12 protein-coding genes are annotated in these 14,280 nt (G+C 67.8%); 8 read left to right on the top strand and 4 right to left on the bottom strand.

Features of this window, described 5'->3' with window-relative positions; genetic code table 11:
• Positions 1-3 precede the first annotated feature (3 nt).
• Positions 4-2,292 carry a protein translocase subunit SecD gene (gene secD, locus DEIPR_RS06110; protein ID WP_013614967.1) on the bottom strand — a complete coding sequence of 763 codons (2,289 nt, stop codon included), beginning with the start codon at positions 2,290-2,292 and terminating at the stop codon, positions 4-6.
• Between the two features lie 60 nt (positions 2,293-2,352).
• Positions 2,353-2,769, bottom strand: a complete 417-nt coding sequence (locus tag DEIPR_RS06105; RefSeq protein WP_013614966.1) for a hypothetical protein — start codon at positions 2,767-2,769, stop codon at positions 2,353-2,355.
• Positions 2,770-2,861: 92 nt separating this feature from the next.
• Between DEIPR_RS06105 and DEIPR_RS06100 the strand changes: the two genes are divergently transcribed.
• The 3 genes from DEIPR_RS06100 (at position 2,862) to DEIPR_RS06090 (ending at position 8,445) form a co-directional block, all read left to right on the top strand.
• Positions 2,862-3,353: a hypothetical protein gene (locus DEIPR_RS06100; protein ID WP_013614965.1), complete on the top strand. Its 492-nt coding sequence runs from the start codon at positions 2,862-2,864 to the stop codon at positions 3,351-3,353.
• A gap of 224 nt (positions 3,354-3,577) precedes the next feature.
• A complete protein-coding gene (locus DEIPR_RS06095; protein ID WP_013614964.1) occupies positions 3,578-7,009 on the top strand; it encodes a heterodisulfide reductase-related iron-sulfur binding cluster in 3,432 nt (1,143 codons plus the stop codon).
• 158 nt (positions 7,010-7,167) lie between these two features.
• Positions 7,168-8,445, top strand: coding sequence for a serine hydrolase (locus DEIPR_RS06090; RefSeq protein WP_013614963.1), 1,278 nt, complete (start codon positions 7,168-7,170; stop codon positions 8,443-8,445).
• A 94-nt stretch (positions 8,446-8,539) separates the two neighbouring features.
• On the opposite strand, the gene DEIPR_RS06085 is transcribed toward DEIPR_RS06090, so the two are convergent.
• Positions 8,540-8,911 (bottom strand): hypothetical protein, encoded by a 372-nt coding sequence (locus DEIPR_RS06085; protein WP_013614962.1) that lies wholly within the window; start codon positions 8,909-8,911, stop codon positions 8,540-8,542.
• Positions 8,908-9,933, bottom strand: coding sequence for a DHH family phosphoesterase (locus tag DEIPR_RS06080; protein ID WP_013614961.1), 1,026 nt, complete (start codon positions 9,931-9,933; stop codon positions 8,908-8,910). Before DEIPR_RS06080 ends, DEIPR_RS06085 begins: the two co-directional genes overlap by 4 nt.
• 143 nt (positions 9,934-10,076) lie before the next feature.
• On the opposite strand from DEIPR_RS06080, the gene DEIPR_RS06075 reads away from it, so the two are divergent.
• The 5 genes from DEIPR_RS06075 (at position 10,077) to DEIPR_RS06055 (ending at position 14,250) form a co-directional block, all read left to right on the top strand.
• Entirely contained in the window at positions 10,077-11,060 is a 984-nt protein-coding gene (locus tag DEIPR_RS06075) for an Ig domain-containing protein (protein WP_013614960.1), read from the top strand.
• On the top strand, positions 11,057-11,851 hold the full coding sequence (locus tag DEIPR_RS13905) for a hypothetical protein (protein ID WP_013614959.1): 795 nt from the start codon (positions 11,057-11,059) through the stop codon (positions 11,849-11,851). The genes DEIPR_RS06075 and DEIPR_RS13905 overlap by 4 nt, the downstream gene beginning before the upstream one ends.
• Positions 11,851-12,372 (top strand): hypothetical protein, encoded by a 522-nt coding sequence (locus DEIPR_RS06065; protein WP_013614958.1) that lies wholly within the window; start codon positions 11,851-11,853, stop codon positions 12,370-12,372. The genes DEIPR_RS13905 and DEIPR_RS06065 overlap by 1 nt, the downstream gene beginning before the upstream one ends.
• Positions 12,373-12,570: 198 nt before the next feature.
• Complete coding sequence (locus DEIPR_RS06060) at positions 12,571-13,449, top strand: hypothetical protein (protein WP_013614957.1); 879 nt, start codon at positions 12,571-12,573, stop codon at positions 13,447-13,449.
• A gap of 126 nt (positions 13,450-13,575) precedes the next feature.
• Entirely contained in the window at positions 13,576-14,250 is a 675-nt protein-coding gene (locus DEIPR_RS06055; RefSeq protein ID WP_013614956.1) for a PspA/IM30 family protein, read from the top strand.
• Positions 14,251-14,280: the final 30 nt, after the last annotated feature.

The raw sequence follows: 14,280 nt of genomic DNA, 5'->3' as shown, positions 1-14,280 counted from the left end.
TGGTCAGGCCACCGGCTCGGCGGGCGGGGCTGGGGCCCGGCGGTCCCGGCGCTCGTTCCAGAACACCACCAGCGGAGCCACGATATAGATGCTGGAGTAGGTGCCCACGATGATGCCGATCAGCAGAATCAGGCTGAAGTCACGCAGCACCGGGCCGCCGAACAGCAGCAGCGCCACCAGCGGCAGCATGGTGCTGAGGCTGGTCATCACCGTGCGTGAAAGGGTCTGGTTGATTGACGTGTTCACGATGTCGCGGTAGCTCTGGCCGCGCATGGCCCGCAGGTTCTCGCGGATACGGTCGGAGATGATGATCGAATCGTTCAGCGAGTAGCCGATGAGCGTAAGGATGGCCGCCACAGTGGCGATGTTGAACTCCAGGCCCAGCAGCGCGTAGATGCCCACGGCAATCGCCACGTCGTGCACGGTTGCCAGGATGGAGCCCAGGCCCATCACCAGGTCGAAGCGGAACCACACGTAGATCAGAATGCCGGTCAGGCCCAGCAGCATGGCGTAGATGGTGTTGCGCGTCAGCTCGGCGCCCACGGCGGGGCCGACCGTCTCGCTGCTCTGCACCTCGCCGCCGCTGAGGCTGGCCAGCTGCTGGCCCACGGCGCTGACCTCGGCGGCCGACAGCTCAGGCACCTTGATGGTGTACTGCTGTCCCTCGATTCCCGGCACGATGTCCTGCTGAATCACGGTGTTCTGCGGGGTCACGCCCTCGGCGCCGGCGGCCACCACCTGGGCGCGAATCTGCTCGGGGGTCACGCCGCCGTCAAAGCGGGCGGTCACGGTGGTGCCGGAGCGGAAATCCACCCCGTAGTTCAGGCCCTGCGTGGCGACGTAGGCGGCGCCGCCCAGCGCCAGCAGGCCGCTCAGTCCGGCAATCAGGGCGGCCGGCTTCATAAAGTTGATGCGCGGCTCGGTAATCCACTGCGGCGCGCTGAGGTTGGGGAAGCGCTGCGCCAGCCAGGTCATCATCCACTTGGCGAACACCAGGTTGGAAAAGGTGGAGGCCAGCGTGCCGGCAATCACGGCCACGGCGAACCCGCGCACCGGCCCGCTGGAGAACTGGTAAAGGGCAAAAGCACTGATCAGGTGCGTGGCGTTCACGTCCAGAATGGTGAGGGTGGAGTGTTCGTACGCCTTGGCGATGGCCTGGCGCACGCCCTTGCCACGCCGGCGCTCTTCCTTGAAGCGCTCAAAGGAAATCACGTTGCCGTCCACGGCCGCGCCGATGGTCAGCACCAGACCGGCGATCCCCGGCAGCGTCAGCGTAGAGCCGAAGCCGCCCAGCAGGCCCATCAGAATGGCCGCCGAGAACAGCAGGCCCAGCGCCCCGACCAGGCCCAGCCACAGGCCGTAGTAGGCGAACAGCATCACGAACACGGCGCCCAGACCAATCAGGCCGGCAGTCATGCCGCTCTGGATGGCGTCGGCGCCCAGGCTGGGGCCGATGGAACGCTCGGCGGCGGTCTTCACCTGAATCGGCAGCGAGCCGCTTTCCAGTACCAGGGCCAGCTGACTGGCCTCGTCGGCGTCGAAGTCGCCGCTGATTTGCACGCCGCGGAACAGCTGCTGGTTGATGGTGGCCACCGACTGAATCTGGTCGTCCAGTACGATCGCCATCAGCTTGCCCACGTTGGGGCCGGTAAATTCACCGAACTTCTTGGCGCCCTCTTCGGTGTTGTCGAAAGCCACCACCCAGCGGCCCGACTGGTCGGTGGCGGCGCGGGCGTCCGCGATGATTTCGCCGGTGGCCTGCACCGGGCCGAGGTCGCTCAGTTTGTAGCCGCCGGTGGCAGGCTTCTCGGCAGCCAGGGTACTGTCGGGGGTAGCGCCGTCCTTGACGATGCGGAATTCCAGCCGGGCGGTCTGGCCGATGACGTTGCGCACCTGCTGCTGGATTTCGGGGGTGGCGCCGGGGGCTTCTACCACCACGCGGTCGTTGCTGGTCACGGTGACGGTCGGTTCGGCCACGCCCAAGGCGTCTACCCGGTTTTCCACGATGGTCTTGACCTTGTCCAGGTCCTCGCGGGTGTAGTCCTTGGTGGTGGGCTCCAGCTCGATTCGCAGGCCGCCGCGCAGGTCCAGACCCAGGGTCACGGCCTGGTACTGGTCGTTGTACAGCTGCGTGGGGGTGTCGGGGTGCTGCCAGGGCCGCCAGATAAAGGCCAGGGCGGTCAGGAAGGTGACCAGCAGCAGCAGCCCGGTCCAGGGACTGGGGCGGTTGGCGGTGGGCACCGCGCCGCGCCGGGGCCGGCGCTGACGCTGATTGGGGTTGTTGAAGGTCAAAGGGAAAGTCTCCTTGAGTGTAGGCGGGGAGGAACGGGGCGGCTACAGCTCCGTCCCGCGCTAGCCGCCTTCGAGCTGCCGCTTGCCCCAGTGGGCCAGGCGCTGCGGGATATTCACACCAAGCGGCCGCGCCGCAGCGGTGTGGAGCGCCTGCCCCCGGCCGGACCATTCAGGCCAGCCGGGCGGCAGGTCGGGCCAGGGCTGCGGCGGATATCCTTCGCGCAGGTGCTGGCCCGGCAGGGTGGCCCGCTCTATGGCCGGTGTTTCGGCCCGCTGCAGCTGCTCGGGAGGAGCCTCGGCCGCGCCGCGCTGGAGGGGGTCTGTGGCGGGTGCTGGTATCCCCAGCAGCACTGCCAGCGTGACCAGCCACGGCAGCCCCAGCCTGGCCAGCCGCGCTGCCACAGTCCATTCGGACCTGGCCCGGCCAGACAGGGCCGAGCGCAGGTGCAGCAGGAGAAGGGCAGGATCGTGGGGCATAGGGGAAGGGAGGGGCGGCAGGCCCGGTATCCTGCCCAAGCTAGCAGACGTGCGCAGGCCGGGCCGCCCACCGTGCGTGCGAGGATAGCGGCGTGAGCAAACGCCAATCTGACCGGGCCGCGAACCTGCCGCCCAGCCATCTCGCCTGGGTGTACGCTCTGCTGAACGAATCCAGTTTCGACGCCTGGGAGAGTGTGGACCAGGCTTTTCAGCAGACCTTGCACCGTGGACCGGACGCCCCTGGGCAGGCGCTGGCCCTGGAGCGGCTTCGGCACATTCTGGACACCAAGCGTGTCTACTGGGGCGCAGTGGCCCGTGCGCTGCACCTGGAGCTGGACCCGCCACATTATTTGCCGGAATTGCTGCGGTGGGAACTGACTACGCTGGGTCGCCTTTCTGAGCAGCAGTTGGCCCAGCCGCTGGACTACGCGGGCCGCCGCTTCAGTGTGGCGGGTTTGCTGCGGCTGAACGCCCGGCATTCGTCCTGGCATGCCGGGCAGGTGGCACTGGTGTGTGGAGAGGCGTGGAATGAATTGGGGGCGGCCTCCGGGCGTCGGGCAGGGCAGGGGGAGGGGGCACCGTAATTCCACAGCGTCATTTCATAAGCGTCATTTCACAGGCGTCTTTTCCCTGGTGTCATTTCACTGCGCAGACCCCGCCCCTCACGCTGTGGAACAATACGGTGAGCACCAGAGTTCGCTACACTGTTTGGACTGAGTTCAAAATTCAGGCCACCAGCCGTCAGGCCCGGCCTGTGCCATAACCCACCGTCAGCCCCCAAGCCGTTTTTTTCCGGAGGTTCCCTGCTTTGTTACCTGACCTGCACAAGATTCTCTTCGCTGTCTATGCCCTGATCACGGGCGTCTTCGTGGTGTGGGGCTTTTACCGCCTGTATCTGCGCGTGTACCGTGGCGCCCCCGCCACCGAAGCCCGCTTCGACAATTTGCCGGGCCGCATCGGCTACGCCATCACCACCTCGCTCACGCAGGAGCGCGTGTTCCGCAAGCGCCCGGTCATCGGCGTGCTGCACTCGATGGTGTTCTACGGGTTCGTGTACTACCTGCTGGTGAATGTGGTGGACCTGCTGGAAGGCTTTTTCCACTTTGCCATCCACTCCGACAACCCCTTCGGCATCGCCTACAACCTGCTGGCCGACCTGCTCAGCGCCTCGGTGATTCTGGGCGTGCTTGGGCTGGTCGTCCGCCGCTTTTTCACGCAGAGCAAGCGCGACTTCAAGTTCAGCGAAAAGACGCTGATTCACGACTGGGTCAAGGACGGTTATATCCGGCGCGACTCCATCATCGTGGCCAGCTTCATCATTTTCCACGTGGGCAGCCGCCTGATTGCCCAGAGCAGCAAGATGGCGATGGAAGGCGGCGACCCCTGGCAGCCGTTTGCCAGCGCCATCGGCAGTGCGCTGTTCGGCGGCCTGAGCGAAGCCGCGCAGATGAACTGGTGGATTTTCGGGTTCTGGGGAGCGCTGGGCAGCATTCTGGCGTTCATGGTGTACTTCCCGTACTCCAAGCACTTTCACTTTGTAGGAGCGCCGCTCAACTACGCCCTTAAGCGCCCGGTGAATTCCGGCGTGCTGCCACCGATGCCCGGTATCGAAGAGGCGATGGAGCAAGAAGAGCCCAAGCTGGGCGCACAGAAGCTGGAGGACCTCGAATGGCCCCGGCTGCTGGACGCCTACGCCTGTATCCAGTGCAACCGCTGCCAGGACGTGTGCCCGGCCAACGCCACCGGCAAAGCGCTCTCGCCCGCCGCGCTGGAAATCAACAAGCGCATGGAACTGAACATGCTGGGCACCCACGCCAGCCCCTTTACGCTGAAAAAAGCCGCCTTCGAGGACGGCGCTTCTACCGCCCGCCCGCTGCTGGAATACGCCATCAGCGAGGAAGCGGTGTGGGGCTGCACCACCTGCGGGGCCTGCATGCAGGTGTGCCCCGTGCAGGACGAACAAATGCTGGACATCGTGGACATTCGCCGCAACCTGGTGATGGTGCAGGGCGAGTTCCCCCCGCAGCTGCAAACCGCCTTCCGTGGCATGGAGCGCGCCAGCAATCCCTGGGGCATCTCCCGCGACAAGCGCATGGAGTGGGCCGAGGGCCTCAAGGTGCCCACCATAGACGAGAACCCCGAACCCGACGTGCTGTACTGGGTGGGCTGCGCCGCCAGCTACGACCCCGGCGCCCAGAAGGTGGCCCGCAGCTTCGTGCAGCTGCTGGACAAGGCCGGCGTGAACTACGCCGTGCTGGGCAAGAAGGAAGCCTGCACCGGCGACAGCGCCCGCCGTGCCGGCAACGAGTTCCTGTACCTGCAACTGGCGCAGGAGAACGTGGAAACGCTCAATGCGGTGCGCCCCAAGCTGATTGTGGCGACTTGCCCCCACTGCATGAACATGATTGGGCAGGAATACAAGCAAATCGGCGGCGACTATCAGGTGATGCACCACACCGAGTACCTCGAACGGCTGGTGCAGGCCGGACAACTGCCGACCGCGCAGCTGAGCGACTCGGTCACCTACCACGACCCCTGCTACCTGGGCCGCCACAACGGCGTGTATGACGCTCCCCGGTCCCTGATTACCCGCATGGCCGGACAGGTGCTGGAGCTGGAGCGCACCCGCGAGCAGAGCTTTTGCTGCGGCGCGGGCGGGGCGCAGTTCTGGAAGGAAGAAGAAGAGGGCAGCGAGCGTATCAGCGACAACCGCTTCAAGGAAATCCAGGCTCGCCTGGACGCCTCTAAGGAAGGCAAAGTGCTGGCGGTGGGTTGCCCCTTCTGCAAATCCATGATGAACTCCACGCCCGCCAAGGCAGCCGCCGAGGACATCGTGGTCAAGGATGTGGCCGAGCTGATGCTGGAAAGCGTGCAGCGTGCCCAGGGTGAGTGGGTGCAGCCCGAAGCCCCGGTGGCGCCTGCCGGTCAGGCCGAGGCTCCCAACACCCACCTGCCCGAAGCGGAAGGCGAGGTCCGCAACTCGGTGGGCGAAGAAGAGGTGACGGCCGTGACCACCGCTCAGGTGGAGAACGCCCAGCCGGAGCCGATGCCTGCTGTGGTTGGTGCCCAGCCGGTGCCCGCCATGGCTGCTGCCGCCGAGAAGGTGGAGCGCCGGGCCTGGACGCCTGGGGCCGCCCCGGCCGTCAGGGAGGCCGCCAAGGATGATGTGCAGCCCGCGCCTGCCGGTGAGCGCAAAGCCTGGACACCTGGCGCAGCTGCCGCCCCCGCTGCGCTCAAGGATGATGTGGCCCCGGCCGCCAGCGAACGCAAGGCCTGGACTCCGGGTGCTGCGCCGGCCGCCAAGGACGATGTGCAGCCTGCCGCCAGCGGTGAGCGCAAAGCCTGGGCGCCTGGTGCCACCCCTGCCCCCCGGGACGACGTGGCCCCGGCCGCCGGCGAGCGCAAAGCCTGGAATCCGGCCGCTGCCGCCAGTGCTCCAGCTGCTGCGGCTCAGGACGAAGTGACCGCTGCTCCCACTGCCGGCGCCCGCCCAGCTTGGACCCCCGGCGCAGCTCCGGTGACCAGGGACGATGTGCAGCCTGCCGCTGCGGGTCAGCGCAGGGCGTGGAACCCAGGCGGTCAGACGGCTGCTCCCGCCAGCCAGCCCGCGCCTGCTGCCCAGCCTGCCCCTGACACCAAGGCCAACGCTGTGACCCAGGCCAACTCTGCTGCCCAGCCCAGCCCCGCCCCGACAGCCAGCGGGCGCAAAGCCTGGAATCCTGCCGCTCAGCCGGCCCCGGCCCGCGATGACGTAGCTGCGGCTGCCCTTGCCCCAGCCGCGCAGCCGGGTGAAACTCCCGCTGCCGCGGCCCGCAAGGCCTGGACTCCTGGCGCCGCTCCGGCAGCGTCCCGGGACAATGTCAGTCCCGCTCCGGTTCCGCCTGAAGTGCCTGCCGAAGTGTCCGGCCCGGCCGCGCCCGCCCCCGCCCCTGCTCCTGCTGCGACCGGCACCCGCCCCCGCTGGACCCCCGGCGCTCCGGCGCAAGTAGCCCCGGCGCCAGCCGCTGCTCCAGTTCCTGGGGCCGTGACCCTCACCGGCACCCCCGCCGAACTGGCCGACCCGCAGGAGGCCCCCGTGGTGGTGGACCTGCCGGCCAGCGAACCTGCCGGGCCAAGTGCTCAGGCTCCGGTGGAGACGGCGGCCACGGAAGTGGTGGATCCTGCTTCCGCACAGGCGAAGAGCGGCAATGCTGAGACCGGCCCCAGCGGCCGCCCCAAGTGGAAGCCCGGCGGACAGTGAAGTAGTCCTCTCCGTCTTTCTCCAGTTCTGCTGACAGGCTCCCGGTTCCGCCGGGGGCCTGTGTTGTGTCTACGCCCGGGGACGGCGGGTGGTAGACTATGAGCAATGCCACAGTTGTTCTTCATCTGGCCTTTCGTTCGGCCGTACAGAAAGCAGAAATGCGGCTGAAGCGGGTGGCGCTGCTGCTGGGCGCCGTGTTGGGTCTGGGCGGCGCCGGCGCCTGGTGGTGGAACGACGCGGTGCAGGGCAGCGAGTCTGCCGATGTGCTGGCTCAGGCCCAGCCGGGCGGCGAGCCGCCGCAGGACACCTCTGCTCAGTCCCAGCTGGTCGGGGCCGCCAGCGACGCTTCATCGCAGCAGTCCGCCTGCCTGGGGAAAGCTCCCACAGTGGCCAAGGCACCAGCGCCGCCCTACCCCCTGTCCGGGCGGCTGGGCCTGTGGGTAGCCGAGGTGGACCCGGACACCCTGCAGGTGCGGCGTGCCGTGGGCACCAACCCCGACAGTGTGTTTCCACTTGCCAGTACCTACAAGCAGGCGGTGCTGTGGGCGGTGCTGCGGGAGTTCGACGCCGGCCGCCTCTCCCCGCAGGAGCGCTTCGAAATCACCAGCGCCAGCCAGAGCCTGGGCGAGTATCCTTTCGACCATTCCAATGTCCGCACCCTGACCGAGCGGATGATTCGCAACAGCGACAACACCGCCACCGACCTGCTGCACCGCCGTGTGGGCCTGCGGCGCGTGCAGGCGGTGGCCGACGAGCTGAGATTGTGCCAGACCCGCTTGATGCTGCCTACCAAGACCTGGTGGGTGATGGAAGCCGGCCTGAGCAAGACCTATCAGGCGCACCCGGACTGGTGGCAGTCCCCCGGCCGCGCCGAGCTGGCCGCCCGGATGGACGCCGAGGCCAAAGCCTACAGCGTCTACGAGCTGGTGCCGAAGCTGGACCCTTACTTCGAGCAGGTCCACCAACCACGCGACGACCTGGGCAGCCACAATCTCAGCACGCCTTACGAGTTCGCCACGCTGCTGGCACACCAGTACCTGCGCAGCGGCCTCAGCGAACGCGCTGCACGCTGGCAGGACGAGGTGGCGCGGCTAGGCTACGGTAAAGCGGGCCTCAAGGCCGGGCAGGTGGGCAATATCGCCACCTTTTACGGCAAGGGAGGCAACGGCTGGCGTCTGCTGACCTACACCGGCTACTTCAGAACCAAAGACGGGCACCACGTCGTCTATGCCTTTATGCAGCACGGCGCCAACGAGTGGTACACCATGCCGAACACCTACCGCGCTTTCGCCTGGATCAATGCGGCGGTAGATGAGGTTATTGGAGAACAGAAAAAAGTGCTGCCCGCAGCGTCCGCCTCGGCACCCGCGATCTCAGGACCAGCAGCTTCGGGGGTGGCCGCCTCGGGAGCTGCAGTGGCTGCGGGCACACCCTGAAGTCGCCCGCTGCTCCGCAAACTAGACGCACCGGCTTCCCGCACTGGCTGCGCTCGTCAAGAACGGGAAAACGAATCCCTGCTCGTCGAACGCTCTAGTTCTGAGCGCGGTTCTTCTTGGGGTCCAGCACGGCGCCCTGTGGTGTCAGCAGGATATTCACGTCGTTGCCCAGGCCGCCGGGGTCGGCCGGGTCAATGCGGCGGTCCAGCGCTGTCACCGAACCTGGCCAGCGCACCACCACGCCCGACGCCTGCGCTGGCCGGTAACTGATACGGCGTTTCTCGCCTGAACGCAGCTGGCCGAACTCCAGCGTTTCGCCGCCCAGCTCCACCGTGACCGGCCCGGCGATGGCAGGCGCCGTATTGGTCACGCTGACCACCGGGGTCCGTCCTCCGCTGTCCAGGCAGCCACCCAGCAACGGAGCCAGCAGCAACGCGCTCAGCCGGAGCCGGGAGGTGCGGGTCATGCGCGCCGGTCCTGCGGCTGGCTGCGGAGGCGCTCCAGCTCGGCAGCCACGGCAGCGTCCAGCCGGGCGCGGGCCTCGGCGTAGGGGGCCTCGACCGTGGCGCCGGCAGCCGGTACGTGTCCGCCGCCCCCCAGCGCCACAGCGATGTTCTGGGCGCTCAGGCCCCCGCGGGAGCGCAGCGAGAACTTGACCCGGTCGCCGTAGTCCTTGACCAGCACGGCCAGCAGGGCACCCTCGGCGTTGCGCAGCATACCCACGTAGGGGTCTACCTCGTCCCAGTTGGCGCCGGCCCGCTCCAGCATGGCGTCGTCCACGCGGGCCAGCACCACCTGACCACCCTGGGCGAATTCCAGTGTGTTGAGCACCTCACGCAGCAGGATGTAATAGGTGGGCGAGTTCTGCATGCGCTGTTCATTCAGCCAGTTCAGCCGGGCGCCGTATTCCAGCAGCCGCGCTCCGGTGCGCAGGGTCTGCGGGGTGGTGCTCGAAAACTGGAACGACCCGGTATCGGTAATCAGGCCCAGCAGCAGCGGGGTAGCCAGCGCCTCGGTCCACTGGACTTCCAGGGCGTCCAGCACGTCCACCATCATCTGGGCTGTGGCCGGCTGCGAAGGGTCCACCAGGAGCGTGTCTGCCTGGCGCTGGTTGGTGCCATGGTGATCGATGTTGACCACCGGCCCGCCGAAGGCGGCTATCTCGGCGCCGCCCACACGCACATGGTCGTTGCTGTCCACGTCCAGCACGGCAGCCAGGGCGCCGGCGGGCCACTCGGTCAGCGGTGCACACAGCTCGCCCTCTTCGGGCAGAAACTGCAGGTAGCGTGGCAACGTCATGGGGGCGTAGACCTCGCGGCCCAGTTCCCGCAGGGCCCGGGTCAGGCCCAGCACACTGCCCAGAGCGTCGCCGTCCGGGTTCTCGTGGGTCAGCACCACGGTGGGACCGCTGTGGTCCAGCAGGGCCCGGGCCACCTGCTGAACCTGGGCCGCGTAGTCGGCCGGGCCTTGGTTGTCGGTTTGCGTCATCCCGGCAGTATAGGTGGCCCATCCCAGTGCGGCGGGGCGAGTGTCCTGAGGTGGGATGAGCCTGCTTCCCGTCTTGCTCCGCAGGGCAGGCGCGGCGGGACAGCGTGTCAAATTCCTCATGCCGCCGTTGGCTACACTGAAGCATGTCAACCCTATTCTCTGTGCCGTCCGTGCCTGGCCGCGTGCGCCTTCAGCCCTGGCTGGCCGCATTGCTGCCCGCCGCCTTGCTCGTGGCCTGCGGAGATTCGGCCACCAGTGGGCGGGTCTACCGCGACCCGCTGACCTTCGGCACGTCCAGCCTGCCGGCGGCCTACCTGGGTGAACCCTACGAGGCGGCGCTGGACCTGCGCGGGGGCACCGGCCCTTACGGTGTGAAGTTGGCCAGCGGCGAGCTGCCGCAGGGTGTAGAGCTGAAAAACCAGCGCCTGAGCGGCACTCCTGCCAAGACCGGCACGTTCCGCTTCACCCTGCAGGCCAGCGACGCCAACCTCAGCAGCAAGGCGCAGGAGTACACCCTGAATGTGGGCGACCTGCCGCCGCTCAAGCTGAGTCCCGAATTGCCCCGCGCCGAGATTCGTGGAGCCACCCGCATTCCGCTGAACATCACCGCGCCGCGCACGGCCCGCGCTGCCCGCGTGACCTGGGATCTGCCGCAGGGTGCACGGGTCACGCGGGTGCAGGGTGGACCGTCCAACGGCCTGCTCAAGTGGGAGCAAAAAGGCCAGACCCTGACCCTGGACCTGGGCTTCCGGGCGGTGCCGCGCTCCGGCGAACAGGTGGCTCTGCTCCATGTGGAGCCGGCCCGCCCACTGACCCTGGACGCCAAGGGCTTCCGCTTCCGCGTGCTGGACGGCAGCGGCAAGGACTTGACGGCGCAGCCGGCCGCTTCGGGCACGGCAACTGCACCAGCCGCTTCGGGCGCGGCAACCGCACCAGCTGCCTCGGGCACAGCAACTGCACCAGCTGCTTCGGGTACAGCGACCGCACCGGCCGCTTCAGGTACAGCGACCGCACCAGCCACTACCTCGGGCGTGACTGCGGTCCCGGCAGATGCGGCGAGTGGGGCGGCCACATTGCCCGCCGGATTTCCGCCCCGTCCCGGCAGCCAGCCGGCGGTGAAGCCATGAGGGGAGTGGCCGGCTGGCTGGGCCTGGCCCTCAGTCTGGGAACCGTGCAGGCGGCGGTGGCTCCGGACCTGAGCCTGGAACAGCAGGCCCGCCGCGCCGAGCTGATTGTGCGTGGCTCTCTGGGCACCCCCCAGACCGTCATCGAAAGCAGCGTGACCTGGCGCGTGTATCCCCTGACCCTGACCGAAACGGTTGCCGGTGATGCCGGCAGGTTGCCCCGGCAAGCCGAGCAGCCTGCGCTGTACGTCTGGTCCGAAGCTGGCGACCTGCCGCAGTGGCGCACCGGGCAGGACGCTTTTTTCCTGCTGTACACGGCCCGGCTGGACAGTCCATTGGTGGGCTACAACCAGGGGTACTACCCGGTGGTGGACGGCAAAGTAGAGCTACCGGGCCAAAGTGCGCCGGCCACTCAGACTCCAGCCACGCCGGTTCCGGCCAACCCGTTGTTGCCTCAGCCTCAGCGTCCGGTGCCTGGAGCTATACCACAGCATCAGGCGAGTGGGGCGCCGCCTGAGCAGCCTCAGCTGGTGCAGCCGGGGCCGGGCCTGACCGAGCTGGCGCCCCCACCGGCCGACGACGCTCCGGACGCTCCACCTGTCACCGGTCCGGTCCGTGACCCGGAGGGGCTGCCGGGCCTGCCCAGTGCCGCTGCTCCCGTGGCCACTGCTCCTTCAGTCACCGCCCCTCCGGTCACTGCCCCTGCAGTCACAGCTTCCCAACAGGTCACCGTGGACGAGTTCCGCGCCTTGCTGCTGCGTGCGCGCAGCGCCGGGCAGGGGAGGGGGCAGTGATGCGGCGCGGTCTGGGATTGGCCGCTCTGTTGCTGGCCGGCAGTGCGTCGGCTGCCGACTTGACCCTGCGTCCGCAGGGGCCAGACCTGACCCGCGCCGTGCAGCAGGCGCTGGCCGAGCTGTCTACGCCGGGGCTGCCGCTGCGGCTGGTCACCACGGGCGGCCCGGCCCTGACGCTGGGCAGCTCCAGCGGCGTGCCCTTTAACCCCGATGTGGCCGTGCGGACGGTGGGCCAGGGCGCACAGCGGCGCATAGAGATCAACCCGCAGGGGCCGCTGACGCTGAACGTGGCGGTCCGCCAGGCACTGGCCCAGGAGTTCGAGCTGGACGCCTGGACTCCGGAAGCGGCCCGGCTGCGTTTCAGTGGCGCTGACCTGAACGGGGACGGTGCCGTGGACCTGACCGACCTTGCCCTGCTGATGAGCAACTTGGGCGGCAGTGGCCGGGGTGACCTGAACGGTGACCGCCAGGTGGACGACGCCGACCTCAAGCTATTTGCCGAGGCATACCAGTTGCCCTGAGACCGATTGCGGTTGAATTACCACAGGTGCAGCAATGAGGCCTGGGCAAGTGGGAAAACGTGTTGCTACACGGAATGAAGAGGCGTACAGCGCTTTCTGTGGGATGTTGCGAAATTCGCTGCAGTGCATCTGACCTCCGCTCCGTGCTGCTCGGATAGGCAACCCGGAGTGCTGCCCCCCATCCCGTAAACTGTGTGTATGACCACCCCAGCTCTCCGCTCCGGCCGGCTGCTTCGCCCCGCTCTTCTGGGCCTGTGTGCGCTGCTGCCAGTCGCCGCCGCGCAGGCGACCCCGCAGGCTCCGGTTCCCCCGACGGCCGCCGCCTCTGCCCCGGCTGCGGCTGCTGTGCCTACCCCCGCGCAGCAGGCTGCTCAGGCCCGTGCGCGGCTGGCCCTGCCCGACCCCGGCCTCAGCCGGCTGGCGGCAGAGCTGAGGGGCGCGGTGGGTGGGCGGCTGTACCGCTGTCCGCCCTCTTTACGGCTGCCGGCACAGGCCGTGTGCCTGTATGCACGCGGCGAGAGGGCCGAGTTGCAAAGCCGCATTGCCGCCCAGCTGGGAGACCGGGTGTTGGGTCAGTGGCAGGCCCAGGGGCCGCTGCTGAACCTGTTGCTGCGGGCAGACGGCGCCGCTGAGACTGGGGCCGCTGAGACCGGTGCCGCCAGCGAATATGTGGCCCTGCTGGACCTGGGAGAAGGCGACCACCTGCTGATTCTGAACACCGAGCCGGCTGCCGCAGCGGTTCCCGCTACGCCAGTTCCCACCACGCCCGGCGAAGTGGAACTGTACCTGACCCCCGCTGACCTGATTGGTGTGGTCCGCGTGCAGCACCTCGGCGGGCAGAACTACCGCCTGACGCCCCAGGGCGGGACCGCTGCCGATGTGCAGGTGGGCGCTCTGGAACTGGCTCAGGGAGGAACCATCACTCCGCTGCCTTTGCCGCTGCGGATTCAGGGAAGCGAGCTGTACATTCCCGCCAGTGTGCTGCGGACCATCGGCTGCGTGCTGAGTCCCACCGAAGGGGCACTGACCGTGGCCTGTGGCCGCACCAGCGTGGGCGTTACGCCGCGCCGACTCTGAAGCAGCTTGCGGCGGGGAGTGCATGAGGCCAGATTTGAACAGACCTTCATGGCGGGTTAGGGGCACCTTTGGACAGAAACTCTGTCCCGGTGCACTACGTAATAGTAGGCGCAAGGAGGAATACCCATGAGCATCTTTGACCGACTGAGCCGACTGATCCGAGCCAACGTGAACGACATGATTTCCAAGGCGGAAGATCCCAGCCTGATTATCGAGCAGGCCCTGCGCGATATGCGCGCCGCCTACACCGACGCCCGCCGCGAAGTGGCCGAGGCCATGAGCCAGAGCACCAAGCTGGAGCGCGAAGCCAAGACCAACGAAACCCTGTCCGAGGAGTACAACCGCAAGGCCGAAGAAGCCCTGCGTGCGGGCAGCGAGGACCTGGCCCGCGAAGCCCTGCGCCGAGCCCAGAACCACAAGGACCTGGCCGCCGGCTTCCACGAGCAGGCCGGCAACCAGACCGCCATCGTGGACCGCCTGAAGACCCAGCTGCGCGCCCTGGAAGCCAAGATTGACGAGATGGAATCCAAGAAGTCGCTGCTGGCTGCCCGTCAGAGCACGGCGCAGGCCGGCGCCACCCTGGAGCGCGTCAGCGGCTTCGACCAGGCCGGCGGTGCGATGGACGCCTTCGAGGAAATGGAGCGCCGCGTGCAGGGCATGGAAGACACCAACCAGGCCATGACCGAGCTGCGTACCGAGAACGACATCGACGCGCAGCTGGCCAACCTGGGCCGCGACCGCGAGCTGGACGACGCGATGGAAGCGCTCAAGCGCAAGGTTGCCGACAGCAAGCAGTCCTGAGCTGCACTGCCTGCAAGCTCAATCCTAGGA

Origin of the sequence: Deinococcus proteolyticus MRP (genome assembly GCF_000190555.1) — a bacterium.
In the GTDB taxonomy this organism is placed as follows: Bacteria; Deinococcota; Deinococci; order Deinococcales; family Deinococcaceae; genus Deinococcus; species Deinococcus proteolyticus.
The sequence above is the reverse complement of the archived record's forward strand: the minus strand, read 5'-3'. Positions and strand labels throughout refer to the sequence as shown.

Coding starts and splice junctions, on each gene's coding strand:
- DEIPR_RS06065 (WP_013614958.1), top strand. CDS start 11,851: ATGCGGCGCGGTCTGGGATTGGCCGCTCTGTTGCTGGCCGGCAGTGCG.
- DEIPR_RS06055 (WP_013614956.1), top strand. CDS start 13,576: ATGAGCATCTTTGACCGACTGAGCCGACTGATCCGAGCCAACGTGAAC.
- DEIPR_RS06080 (WP_013614961.1), bottom strand. CDS start 9,933: ATGACGCAAACCGACAACCAAGGCCCGGCCGACTACGCGGCCCAGGTT.
- DEIPR_RS06060 (WP_013614957.1), top strand. CDS start 12,571: ATGACCACCCCAGCTCTCCGCTCCGGCCGGCTGCTTCGCCCCGCTCTT.
- DEIPR_RS06075 (WP_013614960.1), top strand. CDS start 10,077: ATGTCAACCCTATTCTCTGTGCCGTCCGTGCCTGGCCGCGTGCGCCTT.
- DEIPR_RS06090 (WP_013614963.1), top strand. CDS start 7,168: ATGCGGCTGAAGCGGGTGGCGCTGCTGCTGGGCGCCGTGTTGGGTCTG.
- DEIPR_RS06105 (WP_013614966.1), bottom strand. CDS start 2,769: ATGCCCCACGATCCTGCCCTTCTCCTGCTGCACCTGCGCTCGGCCCTG.
- DEIPR_RS06085 (WP_013614962.1), bottom strand. CDS start 8,911: ATGACCCGCACCTCCCGGCTCCGGCTGAGCGCGTTGCTGCTGGCTCCG.
- DEIPR_RS13905 (WP_013614959.1), top strand. CDS start 11,057: ATGAGGGGAGTGGCCGGCTGGCTGGGCCTGGCCCTCAGTCTGGGAACC.